The organism is Facklamia miroungae (genome assembly GCF_012396555.1).
GTDB lineage: Bacteria > Bacillota > Bacilli > Lactobacillales > Aerococcaceae > Facklamia > Facklamia miroungae.
Window position 1 is genome coordinate 127,270 of record NZ_JAAXPS010000002.1, and the last position, 18,584, is coordinate 145,853.

The 18,584-nt window shown below is 36.0% G+C and carries 17 protein-coding genes; 11 read left to right on the forward strand and 6 right to left on the reverse strand.

The window, feature by feature from the left end; genetic code table 11:
- Positions 1 to 18 precede the first annotated feature (18 nt).
- Complete coding sequence (gene mutY, locus HF969_RS02660; RefSeq protein WP_090289226.1) at positions 19 to 1,200, forward strand: A/G-specific adenine glycosylase; 1,182 nt, start codon at positions 19 to 21, stop codon at positions 1,198 to 1,200.
- Positions 1,201 to 1,312: 112 nt separating this feature from the next.
- On the opposite strand, the gene HF969_RS02665 is transcribed toward mutY, so the two are convergent.
- Together HF969_RS02665 and HF969_RS02670 are read right to left on the reverse strand one after the other, a co-directional pair.
- Positions 1,313 to 1,879 carry an NADPH-dependent FMN reductase gene (locus tag HF969_RS02665; RefSeq protein WP_090289227.1) on the reverse strand — a complete coding sequence of 189 codons (567 nt, stop codon included), beginning with the start codon at positions 1,877 to 1,879 and terminating at the stop codon, positions 1,313 to 1,315.
- The gene (locus HF969_RS02670) at positions 1,879 to 3,012 is read right to left on the reverse strand and encodes an LLM class flavin-dependent oxidoreductase (protein ID WP_090289228.1); all 1,134 of its coding nucleotides are present in this window, start codon (positions 3,010 to 3,012) and stop codon (positions 1,879 to 1,881) included. Before HF969_RS02670 ends, HF969_RS02665 begins: the two co-directional genes overlap by 1 nt.
- 204 nt (positions 3,013 to 3,216) lie before the next feature.
- Between HF969_RS02670 and ntdP the strand changes: the two genes are divergently transcribed.
- From ntdP to HF969_RS02695, 5 genes are all read left to right on the forward strand, one after another.
- Positions 3,217 to 3,762: a nucleoside tri-diphosphate phosphatase gene (gene ntdP, locus HF969_RS02675; protein WP_090289229.1), complete on the forward strand. Its 546-nt coding sequence runs from the start codon at positions 3,217 to 3,219 to the stop codon at positions 3,760 to 3,762.
- 111 nt (positions 3,763 to 3,873) lie between these two features.
- Complete coding sequence (gene pulA / locus HF969_RS02680; protein WP_090289230.1) at positions 3,874 to 5,757, forward strand: type I pullulanase; 1,884 nt, start codon at positions 3,874 to 3,876, stop codon at positions 5,755 to 5,757.
- 321 nt (positions 5,758 to 6,078) lie between these two features.
- Positions 6,079 to 7,869 (forward strand): glutamine--fructose-6-phosphate transaminase (isomerizing), encoded by a 1,791-nt coding sequence (gene glmS, locus HF969_RS02685; RefSeq protein WP_090289231.1) that lies wholly within the window; start codon positions 6,079 to 6,081, stop codon positions 7,867 to 7,869.
- A gap of 139 nt (positions 7,870 to 8,008) precedes the next feature.
- Positions 8,009 to 8,914 (forward strand): YitT family protein, encoded by a 906-nt coding sequence (locus HF969_RS02690; protein ID WP_090289232.1) that lies wholly within the window; start codon positions 8,009 to 8,011, stop codon positions 8,912 to 8,914.
- Between the two features lie 137 nt (positions 8,915 to 9,051).
- Complete coding sequence (locus HF969_RS02695; protein WP_090289233.1) at positions 9,052 to 9,411, forward strand: Spx/MgsR family RNA polymerase-binding regulatory protein; 360 nt, start codon at positions 9,052 to 9,054, stop codon at positions 9,409 to 9,411.
- Between the two features lie 52 nt (positions 9,412 to 9,463).
- Here the strand turns inward: HF969_RS02695 and HF969_RS02700 are convergent, their stop codons facing one another.
- The 3 genes from HF969_RS02700 to HF969_RS02710 form a co-directional block, all read right to left on the reverse strand.
- The gene (locus HF969_RS02700; protein ID WP_090289234.1) at positions 9,464 to 10,066 is read right to left on the reverse strand and encodes a TVP38/TMEM64 family protein; all 603 of its coding nucleotides are present in this window, start codon (positions 10,064 to 10,066) and stop codon (positions 9,464 to 9,466) included.
- Positions 10,067 to 10,160: 94 nt separating this feature from the next.
- Positions 10,161 to 11,084 carry a selenium metabolism-associated LysR family transcriptional regulator gene (locus tag HF969_RS02705; protein WP_090289235.1) on the reverse strand — a complete coding sequence of 308 codons (924 nt, stop codon included), beginning with the start codon at positions 11,082 to 11,084 and terminating at the stop codon, positions 10,161 to 10,163.
- Between the two features lie 120 nt (positions 11,085 to 11,204).
- A complete protein-coding gene (locus HF969_RS02710) occupies positions 11,205 to 12,350 on the reverse strand; it encodes an aminotransferase class V-fold PLP-dependent enzyme (RefSeq protein ID WP_090289236.1) in 1,146 nt (381 codons plus the stop codon).
- 195 nt (positions 12,351 to 12,545) lie between these two features.
- Here HF969_RS02710 and HF969_RS02715 point away from each other — a divergent pair, with 195 nt between their 5' ends.
- The 5 genes from HF969_RS02715 (at position 12,546) to HF969_RS10160 (ending at position 17,667) form a co-directional block, all read left to right on the forward strand.
- The gene (locus tag HF969_RS02715; protein WP_090289237.1) at positions 12,546 to 13,625 is read left to right on the forward strand and encodes a sulfurtransferase; all 1,080 of its coding nucleotides are present in this window, start codon (positions 12,546 to 12,548) and stop codon (positions 13,623 to 13,625) included.
- Between the two features lie 73 nt (positions 13,626 to 13,698).
- Complete coding sequence (locus HF969_RS02720) at positions 13,699 to 14,925, forward strand: ABC transporter substrate-binding protein (RefSeq protein ID WP_090289238.1); 1,227 nt, start codon at positions 13,699 to 13,701, stop codon at positions 14,923 to 14,925.
- 1 nt (position 14,926) lies between these two features.
- Positions 14,927 to 15,835 (forward strand): ABC transporter permease, encoded by a 909-nt coding sequence (locus tag HF969_RS02725; protein ID WP_090289239.1) that lies wholly within the window; start codon positions 14,927 to 14,929, stop codon positions 15,833 to 15,835.
- Positions 15,825 to 16,619, forward strand: coding sequence for an ABC transporter permease (locus HF969_RS02730; RefSeq protein WP_090289240.1), 795 nt, complete (start codon positions 15,825 to 15,827; stop codon positions 16,617 to 16,619). Before HF969_RS02725 ends, HF969_RS02730 begins: the two co-directional genes overlap by 11 nt.
- A gap of 10 nt (positions 16,620 to 16,629) precedes the next feature.
- The gene (locus HF969_RS10160; RefSeq protein ID WP_090289241.1) at positions 16,630 to 17,667 is read left to right on the forward strand and encodes an ABC transporter ATP-binding protein; all 1,038 of its coding nucleotides are present in this window, start codon (positions 16,630 to 16,632) and stop codon (positions 17,665 to 17,667) included.
- Between the two features lie 64 nt (positions 17,668 to 17,731).
- On the opposite strand, the gene HF969_RS02740 is transcribed toward HF969_RS10160, so the two are convergent.
- Complete coding sequence (locus HF969_RS02740) at positions 17,732 to 18,448, reverse strand: rhodanese-like domain-containing protein (protein ID WP_090289242.1); 717 nt, start codon at positions 18,446 to 18,448, stop codon at positions 17,732 to 17,734.
- Positions 18,449 to 18,584: the final 136 nt, after the last annotated feature.

An 18,584-nucleotide genomic window follows, 5' to 3' on the forward strand; every position in this document is an offset into this window, starting at 1 on the left:
TAGAAGTGAGGTGGTTTAATGAGTGAAGAAAGTAATAATTATCTAAATTGGTCTTTCCAAAAGATACATAAATTCCGTAAAACGGTATTAAATTGGTATGATCAAGAAGGTCGTGACTTACCTTGGCGAAAAAGTAAAAACCCCTATCATATTTGGGTCAGTGAAATCATGTTACAACAAACACAGGTGAATACGGTTCTTCCTTATTATGAGCGTTTTATCACTGAACTGCCTACGATTGAGGATTTATCAGTTTGTCCAGAAGAAAAACTTCATCAATTATGGCAAGGGTTAGGGTATTATTCAAGAGTGCGGAATATGCAGAGTGCTGCTAAACAAATTATGACTGACTATGATGGGATTATGCCGTCAAACATGAAAGATTTATTAAGTCTTAAGGGGATTGGTCCATACACGGCAGCAGCTATTGGTTCGATAGCTTTTGGATTAGTAGAACCAGCAATTGATGGTAATTTAATGCGCATCACAGCTAGGTTGTTTGAAGTGGAAGAAGATATTAGTCAAGCAAAAAACCGTATCGTTTTTAAAGAAATTCTCGACCGTTTAATCGATCCAGAACGCCCTGGTGATTTTAATCAAGCCTTGATGGATATTGGTGCTACCATCATGACACCAAATAATTATCGACCAGAAAATCATATTTTAAAAGATTTCGATCAGTCTTACCAAAATCATACCAGTCATCTTTATCCCGTAAAACGCAAAAAAACCAAGCAAATTGAGCAGGGATGGCTGGCTTTTGTTATCCAAAATGAAAAGGGAGAAATTTTGATGCGGCAGCATCAAACCGGTGAGTTGTTGGTCGGATTGTGGCATTATCCATTAGTAGCTTTTGACCTTTTATCTTTAAAAGAGGCAAGTGAAGCACGAGATGCTTTTGTTTATACTTATTTAAAGCATGACCAACTTGTTGCAGAATCTCTAACGGATCAATTTAGGCAATACTTTATTCCTCAAATTGATAATTTAAAAGCTACTGTGAAACATGTCTTTAGTCATCGGATTTGGCAGGTTATGATTGTTCCCGTCAATCTCAAAGACAGCGGATACCAATTGCTAGAACAACTTCATGTAACGGATACAAGTTTTCAATGGGTGGCCAAAGATGAAATAGAGCAGCTGGCGTTATCTTCTTTACAAGTTAAATTATTCGACTTAGCGAATAAAGTAATTAGATAGCGACTTATATCATTAACGAAGAGAAGGAATTTATCACAAAAATCTAAAGACTCCGATCAAGAAATTAAACTTGAGCGGAGTCTCTAGTTATTCACTAAATTTTTATAAATGACTAAAAATCGTAGGTATCATCTTCTTTTTGACGTTTTAGTTCCATCGCTTGGCTGAATAGTAAAGTATCTTTGATTAAACCGTCTATACGATAGTGAATGTTCTTATTAATAATTTCACCTTGGTGATAGTCTGCTTCCTCAATAAAAACATAAGAAGGTATAACCATTGCTTTCATATAGGAAAGAATAGGTTTTAATTGATATTCGGCAATTAAATAATGTTTTGGACTGCCTGCTGTGATGACCATCCCAACCGTCTTATCACGTAAAGCATTTTGTGGCAATAGGTCGAAGATATTTTTAAGAGTCGCTGGAATGGATGCTTGGAAGATAGGACTTCCAATAATTATAGCGTCAGCTTCCATGATAGCTCTGGTTACATAGGCACTGTCACCGGTAAGTTCAACATAGTGATGACCATCTGCAAAATCAATTGTCTTTTCAGCTAGATCGATTAGTTCCACATCAAAATCGGGATAATTCGTACTAACAATTTCATAGGTTAAATTCATCGCAATTCGAGTTTTATTTCCCATTTTTGAACCAGAAAGTAAAACTAATTTCATTATTCCACTTCCTTCGTAAGTTTTTGCACATTTTCTCTAAATTGCATGTGGTCAGTTGGTTCGATTTGATCCGCATTTTTTTGGCCTGTGTAACGGCGAATGGCAGGTAAAATATCAGCTTCTAAGAACTCTAAGTTCTTCATCAAATTGGCGAAAGGAATACCTCCAAAGTCGATTTGAGCGACATAACGACTAATGCCAAAGGTCTCATATTGGTAAAGGATCTTTTCAATAATTTCTTGTGGACTACCAATATTGAGAATATCATTGAGATTTTCAGATTGAGCAAAGGCACGTTTAGGAAATGCTTGGCCATTTGAGAAAGTAAATCCTTTTGAAATGAATGTATAAGCTTCTTGTCTTGCCTTTTGAGAAGTCTCTGCTACATATAACATACCGGCAGTCGCTACAGGGAAATCTTGACTTTGATAGCCACTTTCTTCTAAAGCCTCACGGTAAGCTTGAATGTTTGCTAAATGAACGTCAACGGGTCCAGTTAAGTGGGCTAAGAAGATTGGCGCTCCTTGACGTCCTGCCTGGATAGCAGAAGTACGATGACCGCCAACGGCACGCCAAATAGGAAGCTTACGATTTTGGTAAGGTCTAGGTAAAATAGAGGCATTTTTCAATGGGGCTCTAAACTCTCCTTCCCAATTAATAATCAGTTCTTCATTGATTTGGCGTAAGAGGTCAAACTTTTCTTCGTATAATGCCTCATAATCACGCATATTATAGCCTAATAAATCAAAGAGTCCAACTCGTGAAGCACGGCCAGCAATAATTTCCATCCGACCTTTAGAAATCAGGTCGAGAGTGGCAAAATCTTCAAAAATACGAACTGGATCGGAAGTAGAGACAATGGTAGCTGCTGAAGAAAGTTTGATCTTTGATGTTGCTTGGGCAATTGCTGCTAAAATTACCGTGTGGGCTTGACTCGTGAAATAGGGCTGATGACTTTCGCCGACACTAAAAAGATCTAAACCGGCTGCTTCTGCTTCAATTCCGTACCGAATAATCTCATTCACTCTTTGTTCTTGAGAAATACGTTCTCCAGTTAGTGGATGGGGGACATGATCACCCAAAGTGTAAATGCCAATTTCTAAAGGGTGGCTAAGGGAAGAGGAAATAGTCATTATTAGCTTCCTTTCTTATTTGTTTTCTATCATTATACCATTTTAAGAAATTTGCGAAAATAGTCGTCTGCATTGATAGAGAAGGGTTTCTTTAGCTAAAATGAAATTAGCTCCCATAAAGACAAAGGAGTATGATATAATATTTTAGGAAAAGTTGATAGCCAAATGGCTAATTTATTTACACAATAGAAAGTAGGTTCAGTGATGAAGCAGCCCAGAGAAGGTGAATTCATTACTGTTAAAAGTTATAAACACGATGGTTCATTGCATCGAACATGGCGTGACACAATGGTCTTAAAGACCAGTGAGCAGTCCATTATAGGATGTAATGATCATACTTTAGTGATCGAATCAGATGGTCGTCGGTGGGTGACACGAGAAGCTGCAATTGTATACTATCATCAACATTTTTGGTTTAATATTGTAGCGATGATTCGTAAAAGAGGTGTCACTTATTATTGTAATTTAGCCTCGCCATATGTGATGGATAAAGAAGCATTAAAATATATTGATTATGATCTCGATATAAAAATGTTTCCGGATGGTGAGAAACGATTATTGGATTTAGATGAGTATGAGGTGCATAGCAGACGTTATAATTACCCAGTCGAAATTGATCGGATTTTGAAATATAATATTCAAGAATTGGTTCGATGGATTGAAGAAAAGAAGGGTCCTTTCAATCCTGCCTTTATCGATATTTGGTATGAACGCTATTGTCAATTATCACATCGCAAACGTTATAAATAGTTAATGGTAGAATTCACTGAGAGAGAAATTTTGTGTAAAATGCAATAGAGGCGATAGAAGATCGCTATTCTATTGCTTTTTTTTAAAAATAAAGATGAGAGAGTGAAGGGTATGTATACAGAAGAGAGGCTTAAAGAACTAGATCAAATGGCATATTTAGGTTCATTAGGAGCTATTTATGTTCCTGAAAAAACACTGTTTAAAATTTGGGCACCCACCGCTCGAACCATTCACTTAATCGTTTTCGACGGTTATTATGGCCGAGTTAAAGAAACGCTACCCATGGAAAATCAAGAAGGGGAAGCCCTTTTTCAGTTAGAATTACTAGGAGATCAGCACGGTACGACTTATCGTTATCGTATTTTTTTCAATGATGGCAGTACTACAGAAACCATTGATCCTTATGCTAAAGCTTGTACTGTTAATGGCAGAAGGTCTGTTGTTGTCGATCTAGCAAGAACAAATCCAGAACAATGGTCTAAGAGGATGCCAGCTTTTCCTGATGATGAGGCAATGATTATTTATGAGGTTAATATTCGTGATTTAACGATCCATCCTGATTCAGGCGTTAGTTATAAAGGTGGATATTTAGGCTTAAGTCAAGCAAATACTCAAAATCAAGAAGGATATGCCACAGGATTGGATTACCTTAGTGAATTAGGAGTTACTCATCTTGAGTTTTTACCTTTTTTTGATTTTGATTCAATAGATGAGACCTTTGAGCAACCAAATGAATATAACTGGGGATATGATCCTTATAACTATAATATTCCTGAGGGTTCTTATGCAACTGATCCTTATGATCCGGTAACACGAATTAAAGAACTTAAGCAAATGATTCATGCGCTTCACCAAAGGGGTATCCGAGTGATTATGGATGTCGTTTACAATCACGTTTATCAAGTAGAGAATCACCCATTTCAGTTAACCGTACCCCATTATTATTTTCGTTATGATCAATCGGGACAGTTAACTAATGGCAGTGGGGTTGGAAATGATACCGCATCTGAACGCATTATGATGCAACAATATATGATTGATTCGGTTGTATACTGGGCAAATGAATTTCATATCGATGGTTTTCGTTTTGACTTGATGGGATTGCATGATCAATCAACCATGCAAAAGATTCGACAGGCCCTTGATCAAATTGATCCGAGTATCTTTATCCTAGGTGAGGGATGGGATATGAGTAGTCCGATTCCAGCTGATGAAAAAGCCAATTTAAATAATGCTTTTAAAATGCCTAGAATAGCTCAATTTAATGATGGAATCCGAGAGGCTATAAAAGGGAATGATTTTAATCCTGAAGCACGGGGGTTTATTAATGGAGCTTGGTATATGGAAGAACCTCTAGTTAATAATTTTCTAGCTCGCTATGATTCAGAAAAATTTAACAATCCAAAGCAGGTCATTCAGTATTGTGAAGCACATGATAACTATACACTTTATGATCGCCTTATGATGGCCGATCCATATCATTTACCCGAAATCATTATAAAGAAACAAGAGTTAGGATTAGCTTTAGTGATCTTAGCTCAAGGTATTCCCTTCATTCATGCAGGACAAGAATTCCTAAGAAGTAAGCAAGGAGTTAGGGATTCATACAACCGCCCAGATTCGATCAATCAAATAGATTGGTCCTTAATGACTCAGCATCGCAAGACTGTCGAGTATGTAAAAGGTTTAATTCAGTTAAGGAAAGAAGAACCACTTTTACGTCAAACAAGTTACCAAGCATTGCATTGTTCGACAGAGGTTATTCAAGCTTCAGATCAAATCATGGCTGTTCGCTATGCTGGTGAAAAATATGATCTCATCCTGATGTTTAATGGGGGAGAAGAATATGCGCATTTCAATGTTCCTTTGGGCAACTATACAATGCTAGTATATAATGGCATCGTTGATAATGAGGAAAAAGAATATCTAAATCAAGTTAAATCGATTAATTTACTCCCTTATTCAACAACTGTTATTAAACGCTTAAAGAAATAATTAAATAGTCAAGGTCTTTTAAAAATTAACGCAAGGGTGGGTAGCTATCCTTGCTTTGTTTCTTATTATTCAAGTGTAGCTTTTGACATTTGACAACACATAGTGTAAATTAAATGAGCTTTCAGAAAAAAATAGGAGGATTAAAATGGATAGCGCCAGACCTAGTAAATTAGGTGACGAGGATGAGTTTATCGAAATTTCGGCGGATGACTCAAGGCAGTGCAGTCTTTAAGAATAGTTAAAACAAGGTCGCAAGGTCTTGCACAGAGGCTATTCTATGCACCGAAAGCATAAAATATTGAAAGAAATGAGGCGTATTTTATGTGTGGAATAGTTGGATTTATTGGAGAAGGAAATGTACCAAGAGTAATACTGGACGGTTTAGCTAAACTAGAATACCGTGGTTATGATTCGGCGGGTCTTTATTTATTAAGTCAGCAAGGACAAGGATATCTTTTTAAAGAAAAGGGTAGAATTGCTGATCTTGAAAAAGCAGTTAATCACACCCTTGATTCTGGAATAGGTATTGGACATACTCGATGGGCGACTCACGGGTCCGCTACTAGAGAAAATGCTCATCCCCATCAGTCCAATTCAGGTCGTTATACACTCGTTCATAATGGTGTAATTGAGAATTACTTAGACTTGAAAACTACTTATTTGAGTCAGGTCGACTTAAAATCAGAAACAGATACAGAGATAATTGTGGCTTTGATTGCTCATTTCTCAGAACAAGGTCTTAGTACTAAAGAAGCATTTAAAAAGGTGCTTGATTTAATTGAAGGTTCTTATGCTATAGGATTAATTGATCAAGAGGACCCCGAGCTACTTTATGCTGCTAAGAAAAAGTCGCCTCTTTTAGTAGGAGTAGGGGAAGGCTTTAATGTGATTGTTTCTGATGCAATGGCAACGATTGAATTGACTAGTAAATATATTGAAATCCATGACGGCGAACTTCTAATGATTCGTTCTGATCAGGTTACGATCGAAGATTCGACAGGAAAGACTGTTCAGCGATCTGCTTATATAGCAGATCTTGATGCGAGTGATCTTGATAAGGGCACCTATCCTCACTATATGCTTAAAGAAATGGATGAACAAGCCGCAGTTGTCAGAAAGAATATATTGTCTTATCAATCTCAAGCAGGTGAATTTGAAATTGAAGCAGAACTTTTGGCAAAAATTCACCAAGCAGATCGTTTGTATATTTTAGCTTGTGGAACGTCCTACCATGCAGGATTAGTTGGTAAAGTAATAATTGAAGAATTAGCTAAGATTCCAGTTGAAGTTCATTTATCTTCTGAATTTGCCTATCATCAACCACTTCTTAGTCAACACCCCTTCTTTATCTTTATTTCTCAGTCAGGGGAAACAGCAGATAGTCGTCAAGCTTTAGTAAAAGTGAATGAGTTAAACTTGCCATCATTAACGATTACGAACGTCAAAGGATCCACCTTATCGAGAGAATCAGACTTTACACTTTTGTTAAATGCTGGTCCGGAGATAGCAGTTGCTTCAACGAAGGCTTATACTGCTCAATTAACGGTGCTAGCTATTTTAGCGGATGTTCTCGCTGAAAACCATGACTTCTCAATGGCCCATGAGTTATCGATGGTTTCTCAAGCGATCGAGAGAGTATTTGCCCAAAAAGAAGAATTAAATTCATGGGTTCAAATGGGATTAAATGAAGTGAGTCATGCTTTCTATGTCGGTCGTTATCTGGATTATCTGGTTGCCATGGAAGCGGCCCTTAAATTGAAGGAAATTTCATATATTCATACTGAGGCTTTTGCCTCTGGTGAATTAAAGCACGGAACAATTGCCTTAATCGAAGAAGGGACACCAGTGATTGCTTTAATTACTGATGAAGTGACGGCTTTAAATACACGTTCTAATCTAGAAGAAGTAAAGGCTCGTGGCGCTAAAACCTTTGTAATTGCTAGTGACTCATTGGCTAAAGAAGGTGATTTTACTCTCCCTCAAGTTCATCCACTTTTAACACCAATTGTCAGTGTGGTTGCTTGTCAATTGCTCGCATATTTAGCAACTGTTGCTCGTGGTTTAGATGTCGATAAGCCACGTAACTTAGCTAAATCAGTAACAGTGGAGTAAAATAGATTGTGTTTTACTTTAATTAGAGTAGCTTAACTATTAAGACGCAAAATTTTAATAGAAAATTTACATATTAATCTGTATTTTGGATTTAGAAACTATATAATAGACAATGAAAAATATAATTAGGAGCGAATAAATGAAATCGTCAATTACAAAACTTCAATTGAAGCTAAAACCTTGGGCGCTTGCTTATTCTATCTTTATGGTGACTTTAGGTTGTCTTGTGTATGCTGCTGGTGTGAATAGCTTTGTTATCCCTAACCATTTTGGTAATGGGGGAGTAGCCGGGATTGCGATTATTTTGAAGTATATCAAGGATATTCCTACTGGAACGACAAACTTAATCATTAATTCCTTTATCCTATTGATTGGGTATCGTTTCCTTGAAAAACGTACTTTAATTTTTACAATCTATGCTATGTTTGTAACTTCATGGGCCCTTAACACCATCTTTCCACCTGTTTTCATTTCAGACAATCGCTTAATTTCAGCGATGGCAGGTGGAGTTATAATGGGAATCGGTTTGGGTCTAATCCTCAAGGGCCATGGTTCATCAGCTGGTACAGATATTATAGCTATGATTCTAAAGAAATATCTAGGAATAAATTTTGCTACTGGTACCTTCTTACTTAATATGTCCATCGTTTTAGCTTCTGGTTTCGTTATTGGTGCTGAAAATACAATTGTCACGATCTTTATGAAGTTTTTAACTTCAGCGGCACTAGAATTTGTGACGGATGGATTTAGTCGACGTAAAGCGATGCTAATTGTTACCAAAGAACCAGAACAAGTTTGTCAAATGATTACGGAAACAGTTAATCGAGGTATTACAGTTTTTAGAGCTTACGGGTACTACACGCATAAGGAAAGAGAAGTGCTATATATAGTTGTATCTAAACCGCAAGTAATGAAAATAGAACGCCGGATCGCCTCCATTGATCCAAATGCTTTTGTGACAGTCAGTGATGTTCAAGAGGTGATAGGTCAAGGCTTTACCTTTTATAATCCAAATAATAAAAACCGTCGCTTTTATGATGAATAGAAGAAAACTCGCCTTCCGCATTAAGAGGGCGAGTTTTTTGATTTTACTTGCTTTAATTTATTTTAAGGCGTAATCTCTTATCAAAAAGATATAAACTAAAAGGGTTTCATGATTTTTAAAAATCTTGGAGGGTTAGAATGCTAAAAATTTATGGTTTAAAACAATGTTCAACTTGTCAAAAAGTTATTAAACTAATGCAGTCAGAAGGATTTGAATTGTCACCAATGATCGATATCAGGCAAGAGCCACCGACTATTGAAGAATTAGAACGTGTTTATCAGTCTTATGAAGGTCATATTCGAAAAATGCTAAACACTTCTGGTCAGGCATATCGGGATTTGAATTTAAAGAACCGATTGGAAGATCTGTCTAAAGATGAAGTTTTCACTTTAATGCTTGAAGATGGTATGTTGATTAAGCGACCTTTAATACTAGACAACGAAAAAGGAAGCGCTGGGTCAAATATCAAACAATTAAAACAAATTTGGTCCATTTAAAAAATTAAATACAAAAACAAAAGAATGGCCAGGTAAGTGGCTGTTCTTTTGTTTAAAATAGGCCGGTTAACCATTTTAAAAGATAAGTTGTGCCAAAACCGTAGAAAGCTAGTGAAACAGGCTTTCCTAACAGAAGAGAATAAAAAAAATATTTACATGTCATATTAGTAATTCCTGCTCCATAACAGAGAATATCTGCAGGCGAGAAGGGGAAGAACATTAGAAAAGTAAATAATCCGTTCCCAATATTTTTCTTTTCAAAAAGATTAAGCATTGAATAATATGATTTGTCACCGAGGATAGCACGAACGGTCGGTTTACCATATTTTCTACCAATCCAAAAATTCACCCATGATCCAAAATAAATGGGCAGAAGATTAAGGAAAAACCCCCATAATGGACCAAAGGCAAGAATGCCTATTGGAATAGTAATCGCTCCTGGCATAACAGGAATGATAGTTTGGGCGATTTGGATAATGATAAAAACGAAGGGCCCCCAAAAGCCTAATTTTTTTATAAGATCCAGCATTTTCTGTTCATCAGTGAAAACACCTGCTTGGAATCCCCACACAACTAATAAAAAAGTGACGATTAAACCCAAGATATTCAGAAAATGCATCCATTTTTGGGTCTTAATTCGCTTTTTTTCATCCATCCGATCACACTCCTCAACCAACATTTTATCACATGTCCGCGATAAGACAATCATAGACATATTCTTCAGAAAAAAGGCCAGTCTTAAGTCTTATTTAGTTATCCTCCATTAATTTCTTAATCTCAAAATTCAGTTGATAATTGCGTATATAATTAATAAAGTTCTTAACTGACTCAGGAAGATGGGTGTTTTTTCGGTATACTAAATAGAAATTACGTGTCGAATCTACACCTTCAATATCAAAGGTTAGGAGTTCTTTATGTTTAACATCTGGCTGTACAGCTAACTCCGATAGGATAGAAATTCCAACACCTAGCTTTATGAACTGTTTAATTGTTTCATTATCATTGACTTCAAATACTTTGTTCAGTTTAAGAGGATCAATGTTTAATTCGCGGAGTATCAGAGCAGATTCTTTAAGAGTTCCAGAGCCTTCTTCTCTAGTTATAAATGGTTTATCCAGTAATTTCGAAATAGAATAGCCAACTTTTTTGTATTGTCGATATTCTTCAGTATAGGGTGTGACGATTACTAATTTATCTGAAAAAAGCTTTTCAAAAGTTAGGTTACTATTCATTGATTTAGAGCCCACAATTCCAATATTTAAAGAACCTAAGGCAATATCGTTAATAATTTCAATTGTATCACTTTGGTGGAGTGATACGCGCATTTGCTGGTTGTCTTTAGCAAATTCTGAAAGAGCTATTGGCAATAAATACGAAGCTGCAATTGAGGAGGCGCCTATTGTAAGTTGATGATTATTTCTTTGTGAGAAGGTGGTTTCAATATTCCGTGACATTTTTAATAGAGATTGTGCGTATTTATAAAACTCTTGTCCTTGACTAGTTAATTCATGGCTTTTAGTTGTGCGTGAAATGAGTTCAATTCCTAATTCATTTTCTAATTGCTTAATATGTAAGGAGACAGTAGGTTGTGAAAGGTATAATTGATTGGCAGCTTCTGAGAAACTACCCCATTCTACAATAGTAATAAAGGTTTGAATTTGTTTTAGTTCCACAGTGAGTCACTACTTTCTTATGATCTGATAAATCTTAATGAATGGTTAAAGTTTTACTTGTTGTAAAGCATGTGTATTTATTAATAAAAATGATAAATCAAGCTTTGAGGTGAATCGCAATTAATTTAGATCTTTTGGAATGTCTTTCAGACATTTCACAGCAGTTAAGAGGTCTTCTTTACTGGTATAATGTGAAAGAGAAAAACGAACTACCCCTTGTTCCCTGGTTCCAAGCGCTTCATGCATTAATGGCGCACAGTGGCCACCCCCACGTGTGATAATTTCGGCCCGATCGATCAATTCTTCTACAATAATTGCTGAATCGATATTACCTATATTAATGGATAGAATGGCACAGCGGTCAACATTCGAATCGAAGTGACCATATATTTTAATTGAAGGAATCGTTATAAGTTCTTGATAAAAGAAGTTTAAGAGTTCGCGCTCATAATCTCTTATCTTATCGACTCCAAAATCTAGCAAGTAGGAAACACCTGCATAAAGCCCCGCGATGCCGTGACTATTCAGAGTTCCTGCTTCTAAGCGTGAAGGATAGTCGATTGGTTGATGATGGCTAAATGTATCAATACCTGTTCCGCCTGATTTTAACGGTTGAATGCTTATTCCTGGTCGAATATAAATGCCACCAGTACCCTGAGGACCTAAAAGACCTTTATGTCCAGTAAAGCAAAGGATATCGACATCTAAATCTCTTACATCTATCGGGATAGAGCCTATCGTTTGAGAAGCATCTACAATACACAGTAGCTGATGTTGGTGAAGCAGGTGGCTAATTTTTTTAATTGGATTGATATCTCCGGTAACATTTGAAGCATGGGTGATGACCATTCCCTTAGTATTTGCTTGAATAGCATTATTAACGGCTTCTGGGTCAATAGTGCCTGTATCATTTATGCTTAATAATGTCAGTTCAACCCCTTTTTCTTCTAATTCATAAAGCGGTCTTAAAACAGAATTGTGCTCCATAACAGTGGAAATTACGTGGTCACCCTTATTAAAAATTCCTTTAATAACAGTATTGAGACTTTCAGTCGCATTATGAGTAAAGACAATTTGTCGAGGGTCGTGTCCATTGATTAACTGATTTAAGGCCTGACGGGCCTGAAAAATAGTTCGAGAGGCTTGTAAAGCAGTTTCTGATGATCCTCTGCCTGCATTACCAGAATGTTGAATAGCAGAAACAACAGCATCGATTACCCCTTGAGGTTTTTTTAGAGAGGTTGCAGCATTATCTAAATAAATCATGAGATCTATTCTCCTCTATCATTTTATTATTATTACTATTATAGCTAATAAAAAGGTGGTCTTCATTCTTATTTTAGACGATAACGCTTTCATCAGAGATGCTGATAAATGCTAGATGTTATTTTAGCAAGCTTGTCGGGTAAAATAGGAAGTGCTATGCTTAATCAGAAATACTATATCTTAAAGAGGTGTCTTATGAAAAAAATATTTTCATGGTTAACAGTCTCATTCTTGTTTATCGGAATCATACAGCCAACGGTCGTTATCAATGCTGAGGATAATTCAGAAGAAACAACTGCTGAAGTTCAAAATAATGAAAAATATCCGGTTGATCCTACTAAACAAGTTTATGTAGATGCAGAGTGGGTTAAGGATGTACTAGAAGGTAATTCAACGATTGAGAAATATGTTTTAGCAGAAGTAACCTGGGGTGAAGCAGATGCTAGTCCAGATTACTTAAAAAAACACATACCAGGAGCGATCCATATTAATACTGATTCAATTGAAGAAGGCCCCATTTGGAATTTAAAATCGGCTGATGCGATTGAAAAAGCCTTATTAAATTATGGGGTTGATAAGGATACGACACTTATATTATATGGACCAGACACTGGAGTTGATCGTGTAGCCTATGCTGCTCTTTACACGGGAGTCGAGTCTGTCAAAATATTGGATGGTGGTTTAGCTATTTGGGAAGCTGCTGGCTTTGAAACGGAAGAAGGGAAAGTTGAACCACAAACCGTTGAAGAATTTGGCGTTGAAGTTCCTGCTAATCCAGACTTCCTCCTATCATTAGAAGATACAGTTGATGCTTTAGCTAATAATGATAATTTTCGTTTAGTTTCACTTCGTTCCGAAAATGAGTGGTTAGGTATAGAGTCAGGGTATTCCTATATACCTAAAGCAGGTGAACCTAAAGGAGCCGTTTGGGGGCGTCCATTATTAAAAGGGTCTGGTCAAGCCAACATTTCAGATATGGAAGATTATAAGAATGAAGATGGAACGAATAAAAATTTTGATGAAATTGTTGCTTTCTGGGAAAAAGAAGGGTTTAATGTAGATAATGATTTAGCCTTTTACTGTGGAACAGGTTGGAGATCTTCCTTACCATTTCTAATGATGTACGAACGTGGTTTAGAAGCTACTATGTTTGATGGTGGATGGAATGAATGGCAAATGAACGATGACTTAGAAGTTCAAATCGGCGATCCTAAGTCAGACTCCGTGGAATATAAAACGGTTGGGGACTTGGATGCAGGAAAAGAAACCGAATAGGAAGCATCTTAAAATAGTAGAACAAAGCATGCTCGCCAAGTAAGACGAGCATGCTTTTTATTAAGGAGAAAAAATGAAAAAATGTATAAAAATATTAAGTATCTCTTTTCTATTAAGCCTGGTTTTTAATTTAACAAATGTCTTTGCAGAAGAAGCGGAAAAGGTCAAAAGATTATCTTTTGAAGAAATGATTGAATTGGCAAAAGGAAGTCAGGTTAATTTTTATGGCTGGGGTGGCGATGAGAAACTTAATCAATGGTTAGATGAAGTTTACGGAGTAAAACTTAAAGAAAAATATGATATTACTTTGAATCGCATACCTATGGATATCGATCAAATTTTGAGCCAATTAGTGAGTGAAAAGCAAGCGAAAATCACAGAAAGTGAAATCGATATGATTTGGATTAATGGTGAGAATTTTAAATCAGCTCGCGAGAACGACCTGTTATTTGGACCTTTCACAGAAAAATTACCTAATTATATAAAGTATATAGATAGGAAAGAGCTTGAAAACATTAAAGACTTCGGCTTTCCAATTGAAGGATACGAAGCACCGTATTCTAAAGCGCAATTGGTTTTGATTAAGGATTCTGCCATAACTCAGGAGACTCCAAAGAATGCAGAGGAATTATTAAGGTATGCTAAAGAAAATCCAGGCATGTTTACTTACCCAGCCTTGCCAGATTTTACGGGGTCAGCGTTTGTACGTAATATTATTTACCAATTTGTCGATTACCAAGAATTCCAAAATATGGATGTTAATAAAGAAAAGTTAAAAGAAGTGATAAAGCCAGCTCTTGATTACTTGAAGGAATTATCTCCCTATTTATGGAATCAAGGTAAAACGTATCCCTCCGATGGCCCCGCTTTAAATAATCTATTCATGGACGAAGAAGTTAATTTTTATATAACATATACTGCGAACGAGGTGGCTGATTCCATTAAAGATGGTACATATCCATCAACTGCCCAATCATTTATTTTTGACAAGGGAACGGTAGGTAATACTAACTATATAGCTATTGGAAAAAACTCCGCAAATAAAGCAGCAGCCATAGTAGCAATCAATGAAATGTTATCACCTGATATGCAATTATCAAAATATGAGCATCTTGGTTTAATACCTGTAATTGATGATAAGAGAATTGATGATCAAACAAAAGTTGAATTTAAAGCTTTAGAAAACGAGAAAGGGACTATTCCACAGGATGAATTGTTAGCTAAGCGTTTGCCAGAAATGCCTGCTCAACTCATCCCTTTAATTGAAGAAATATGGCTAGAAGAAGTGGCAGGAAATTAGTATGAATGGAGTAAAAAAGAGAAAAGGATTTGCTTGGCTTCTTTTCATGCCTCAATTAATAATCACTTTATTTTTGATTTTTGGAGTCCTTATAGGAATGGTACAATCATTTGGTATCATTCCTTCATTGGGTTTAAATGATTTTACTTTTGCATATTACCAAGAGCTATTAGCTAACAATCAGTTTAAACACTCAGTTATTTTTTCATTAAAGATTGCTTTATTTTCGGCTACTCTCTCAACTTTTTTCGGAATAGCTTGGGCTTATTTCTGGCTGATTCAATCAGAATTACGAAAATGGCAGCGCATGTTGGTCCGAATACCTATAATTGTTCCTCATTTAGTAGTCGCCCTTTTTATCTTGCAATTATTTGGTCGAACAGGTATTTTTGCGCGCTTATTTTATGCAATAGGTTTAAAAAACGCTCAAATATGGTTTGAGTCCATTTTATTTCAGTCCAATGCGTGGGGCATAATACTCTCTTTTATGTGGAAAGAAATTCCTTTCGTCTTGTTTTATTGTTTCCCAATGATTGAATCAATTAATGGAAAATTAGGAGAAGCTGCACAAACATTAGGCGCCACTCCACTCCAGGGGTTTGTTAAAATTGTTATTCCCTTAGCCAGGAACACTATCTTGGCAGCCTTTTTTATTATATTTATGTTTGCCTTTGGATCTTATGAGCTCCCAGCTTTACTAGGACCAACCCTACCAAAAGCATTGCCAGTGGCATCTTATGAGGCATATATTCACCCTGACCTCAAACAACGGCCTATGGCCATGGCTTATAATGGCATCACTTTATTAATATGTATAATTGCAGCAATAACCATTTATCTTTTAGTCGTTTTTCCACGCATCAAGAATCGCTTATTTAATGGGAAGGGAGTAGCTAAAGATGCGGTTTAAAATTTTTCGCCTTTTTGTACTTATAGCAATTCTTTTACCAATTGTTATATTACTAGTGTGGGCATTTGCTGCACGATGGCCATGGCCACAACTTCTTCCGCAATTTTTTTCTTTACGAGGAATTGAAAGTTTAATAAGTCAACCTGATCATTTGATAAAACTGATTTTATCATCAACCCTTATTTCTTCATTGGTAGCGATTTTATCATGTATAATTGCTTTAATGACTGCGCGTGCCTTTGTGATAAGTAAAGGTCATTTAAAAAGAGTAATTGTCCTGAGTATCTCTCTACCTTTTTTGATACCAATTATTGTTTTTGCAACAGGTATTCACCAAAAAATGCTGGAGTGGGGCTTGGCGAATACAACGACTGGCATTATACTGGTGCATCTTGTTTATTCTTTGCCGTATGCTTCCTATCTAATTATTGATGCTTATCAGGCTGTAGGTATCAAACTTGAAGAACAAGCCTGGCTATTGGGAGCTGATAAATGGGGCGCTTTTAGAAAGATTGTTTTTCCGCAATTGCTTCCTGTTCTTTCAACTAGTCTAGCTATATCTTTTGTTGTGTCATTTAGTCAGTATTTTTTAACTTTAATGATTGGCGGTGGTCAAGTACAGACTCTATCAATCATCATCTATCCTTATTTACAAAGAAATGATCGAACGATAGCTAGCGTATATGCTATATTCTTTTTGATTGTGACATTTCTTGTTATGGGACTCTTTAATCGGCTCACAAAACATTATCAAAAGAAATATGAGAAAGTAGAATTTTATTAGGAGGTGGACAATGTCTCTAGTTATTGACGACTTAACGGTCATTCTTAATCATAAGAATATTTTAAATGCTATTAATCTTGAAGTTGAGAATGGAGAATATATAGCTCTTTTAGGACCTTCGGGATCAGGCAAGACTACTTTTTTGAAAACAGTTGCTGGATTGATCGAGCAGGCGAAGGGAGACATAGTTCTCAATCACAATTCTATAATGGCAAAACCAAGTCATCTTCGTCACGTATCAGTAGTATTTCAAGATTTAAGACTCTTTCCACATTATAACGTCAGAGATAATATTGCTTTTCCCCTGAAACTAAAAAAGATGACAGAAAAACAGATAGATGAGCGTGTAAAGTCATTGTTAAATGATGTACGTTTACCTGATTTCGAAAATCAACCTATACAAGAACTATCAGGAGGGCAACAACAAAGGGTAGCTATAGCTAGAGCGTTAGCTGCTGAACCTCAAGTTCTCTTATTGGATGAACCCTTTTCTGGTCTTGATGAGCCTTTAAGAAGACAGATGGGTCAGTTAGTTCATAATCTACATAAAAAAAATGGATTAATTACCATTCTAGTTACTCATGATAAGCGAGAAGCCGTTCAATTTGCTGATCGTATCGCCTTTTTACATAACGGAGACTTAATTCAAGTAGATTCTCCTAAAAAACTTTTTAATCAACCTAGAGATGAATATGTGGGCAATTTTTTTGGTCAATTAAATTCGTTAACAGTTATTGATGAAAGCCGAAAGCAATGGTTAGAAATGGATCCTAATTCTAAATTCAAAGAATATCTTGGCCAGAAAATTTTTGTGAGACCGATTCGAGTAGAGGTTAAACCGATGCGTATTGATTTAGACTCAAGCTTGATTTTACCTGCAAAACTCACTCATTTAGTCGAATACCCTGAATACGTGGATCTGAAATTTCAATTAACTAATTATAGTGAGCAATGGAATGTTAATGTTTTGCACCAGTCTACTAAAGACTATAAAATTGGTGAAGATTATTGGCTCTATGTCAATTTTGAAGATATTATCAGTTTTTAAGGGAGTCTTTTACTATAAAATGACCCTACTCAAAACGAGTGGGGTCATTTTGTTTGTTTATAATTTATGAAGCTTTTTCAACGAGCGGGAGGTTTTCGTTTTCTTTAGTTCCATCGAGTGAATTTTTCACATTGGTATATCCGTGTTCTTCTAAAAAATTAGCAATATCAGCTGATTTATTACCTGAATAACAGAATGTGATGATTTTTGCTGTTTTATCTTCTGGCAATTGTTCCAAGACAGCTTCGGGGTTATCAACAGAAGCATTAATTGCACCTTCTACCGAAGCTTTCTCAAAATCTTTGGCATCTCGTGCATCAATAAATAACGTCTCTTTATCCTTAGCTTCTTCGATAAACTCATCAGGTAAGATCGATTCATAGGTTACCAAGGTATATTCAAACTCTTTAACGCCTTGGGCATCTTTAACGTCTTTAAATCCTTTGTCTAAAAGAAGAGTAGCTGCTTCGGCCGACTTTTTACCAGTATTGCAATAGACAATGATAGGCATTTCTTTATAATCTTCTAATCGATCCAATTCGTTTCCTAAATCTTCTAGTGGAATATTGATTGCGTGAGAAAGATGCCCCTTTTCGTATTGCTCCTCTGGGCGCACATCAATGACCAAGTATTTTTCCTTGGCTTTTTTGTCTAATTGAATCCTTTCTAGTTCTTGACCTGGCATTATTTCTGTTTGAGCATAAATAGTTGAAACACTAATCATTAACGTACTCAATAAAACAATAGTAAATTTTGATATCTTTGATAAGACCTTCATCATAAAATACACTCCTTTTATTTAATACATTAATTTTAATGCATTGTATAATCATTCACAAATACTTAATGCTAATAAGTGACCACGATTTATTAGCATTCTCAATAATGGGTAGTCATAAAATAAGCGCACTCTATGC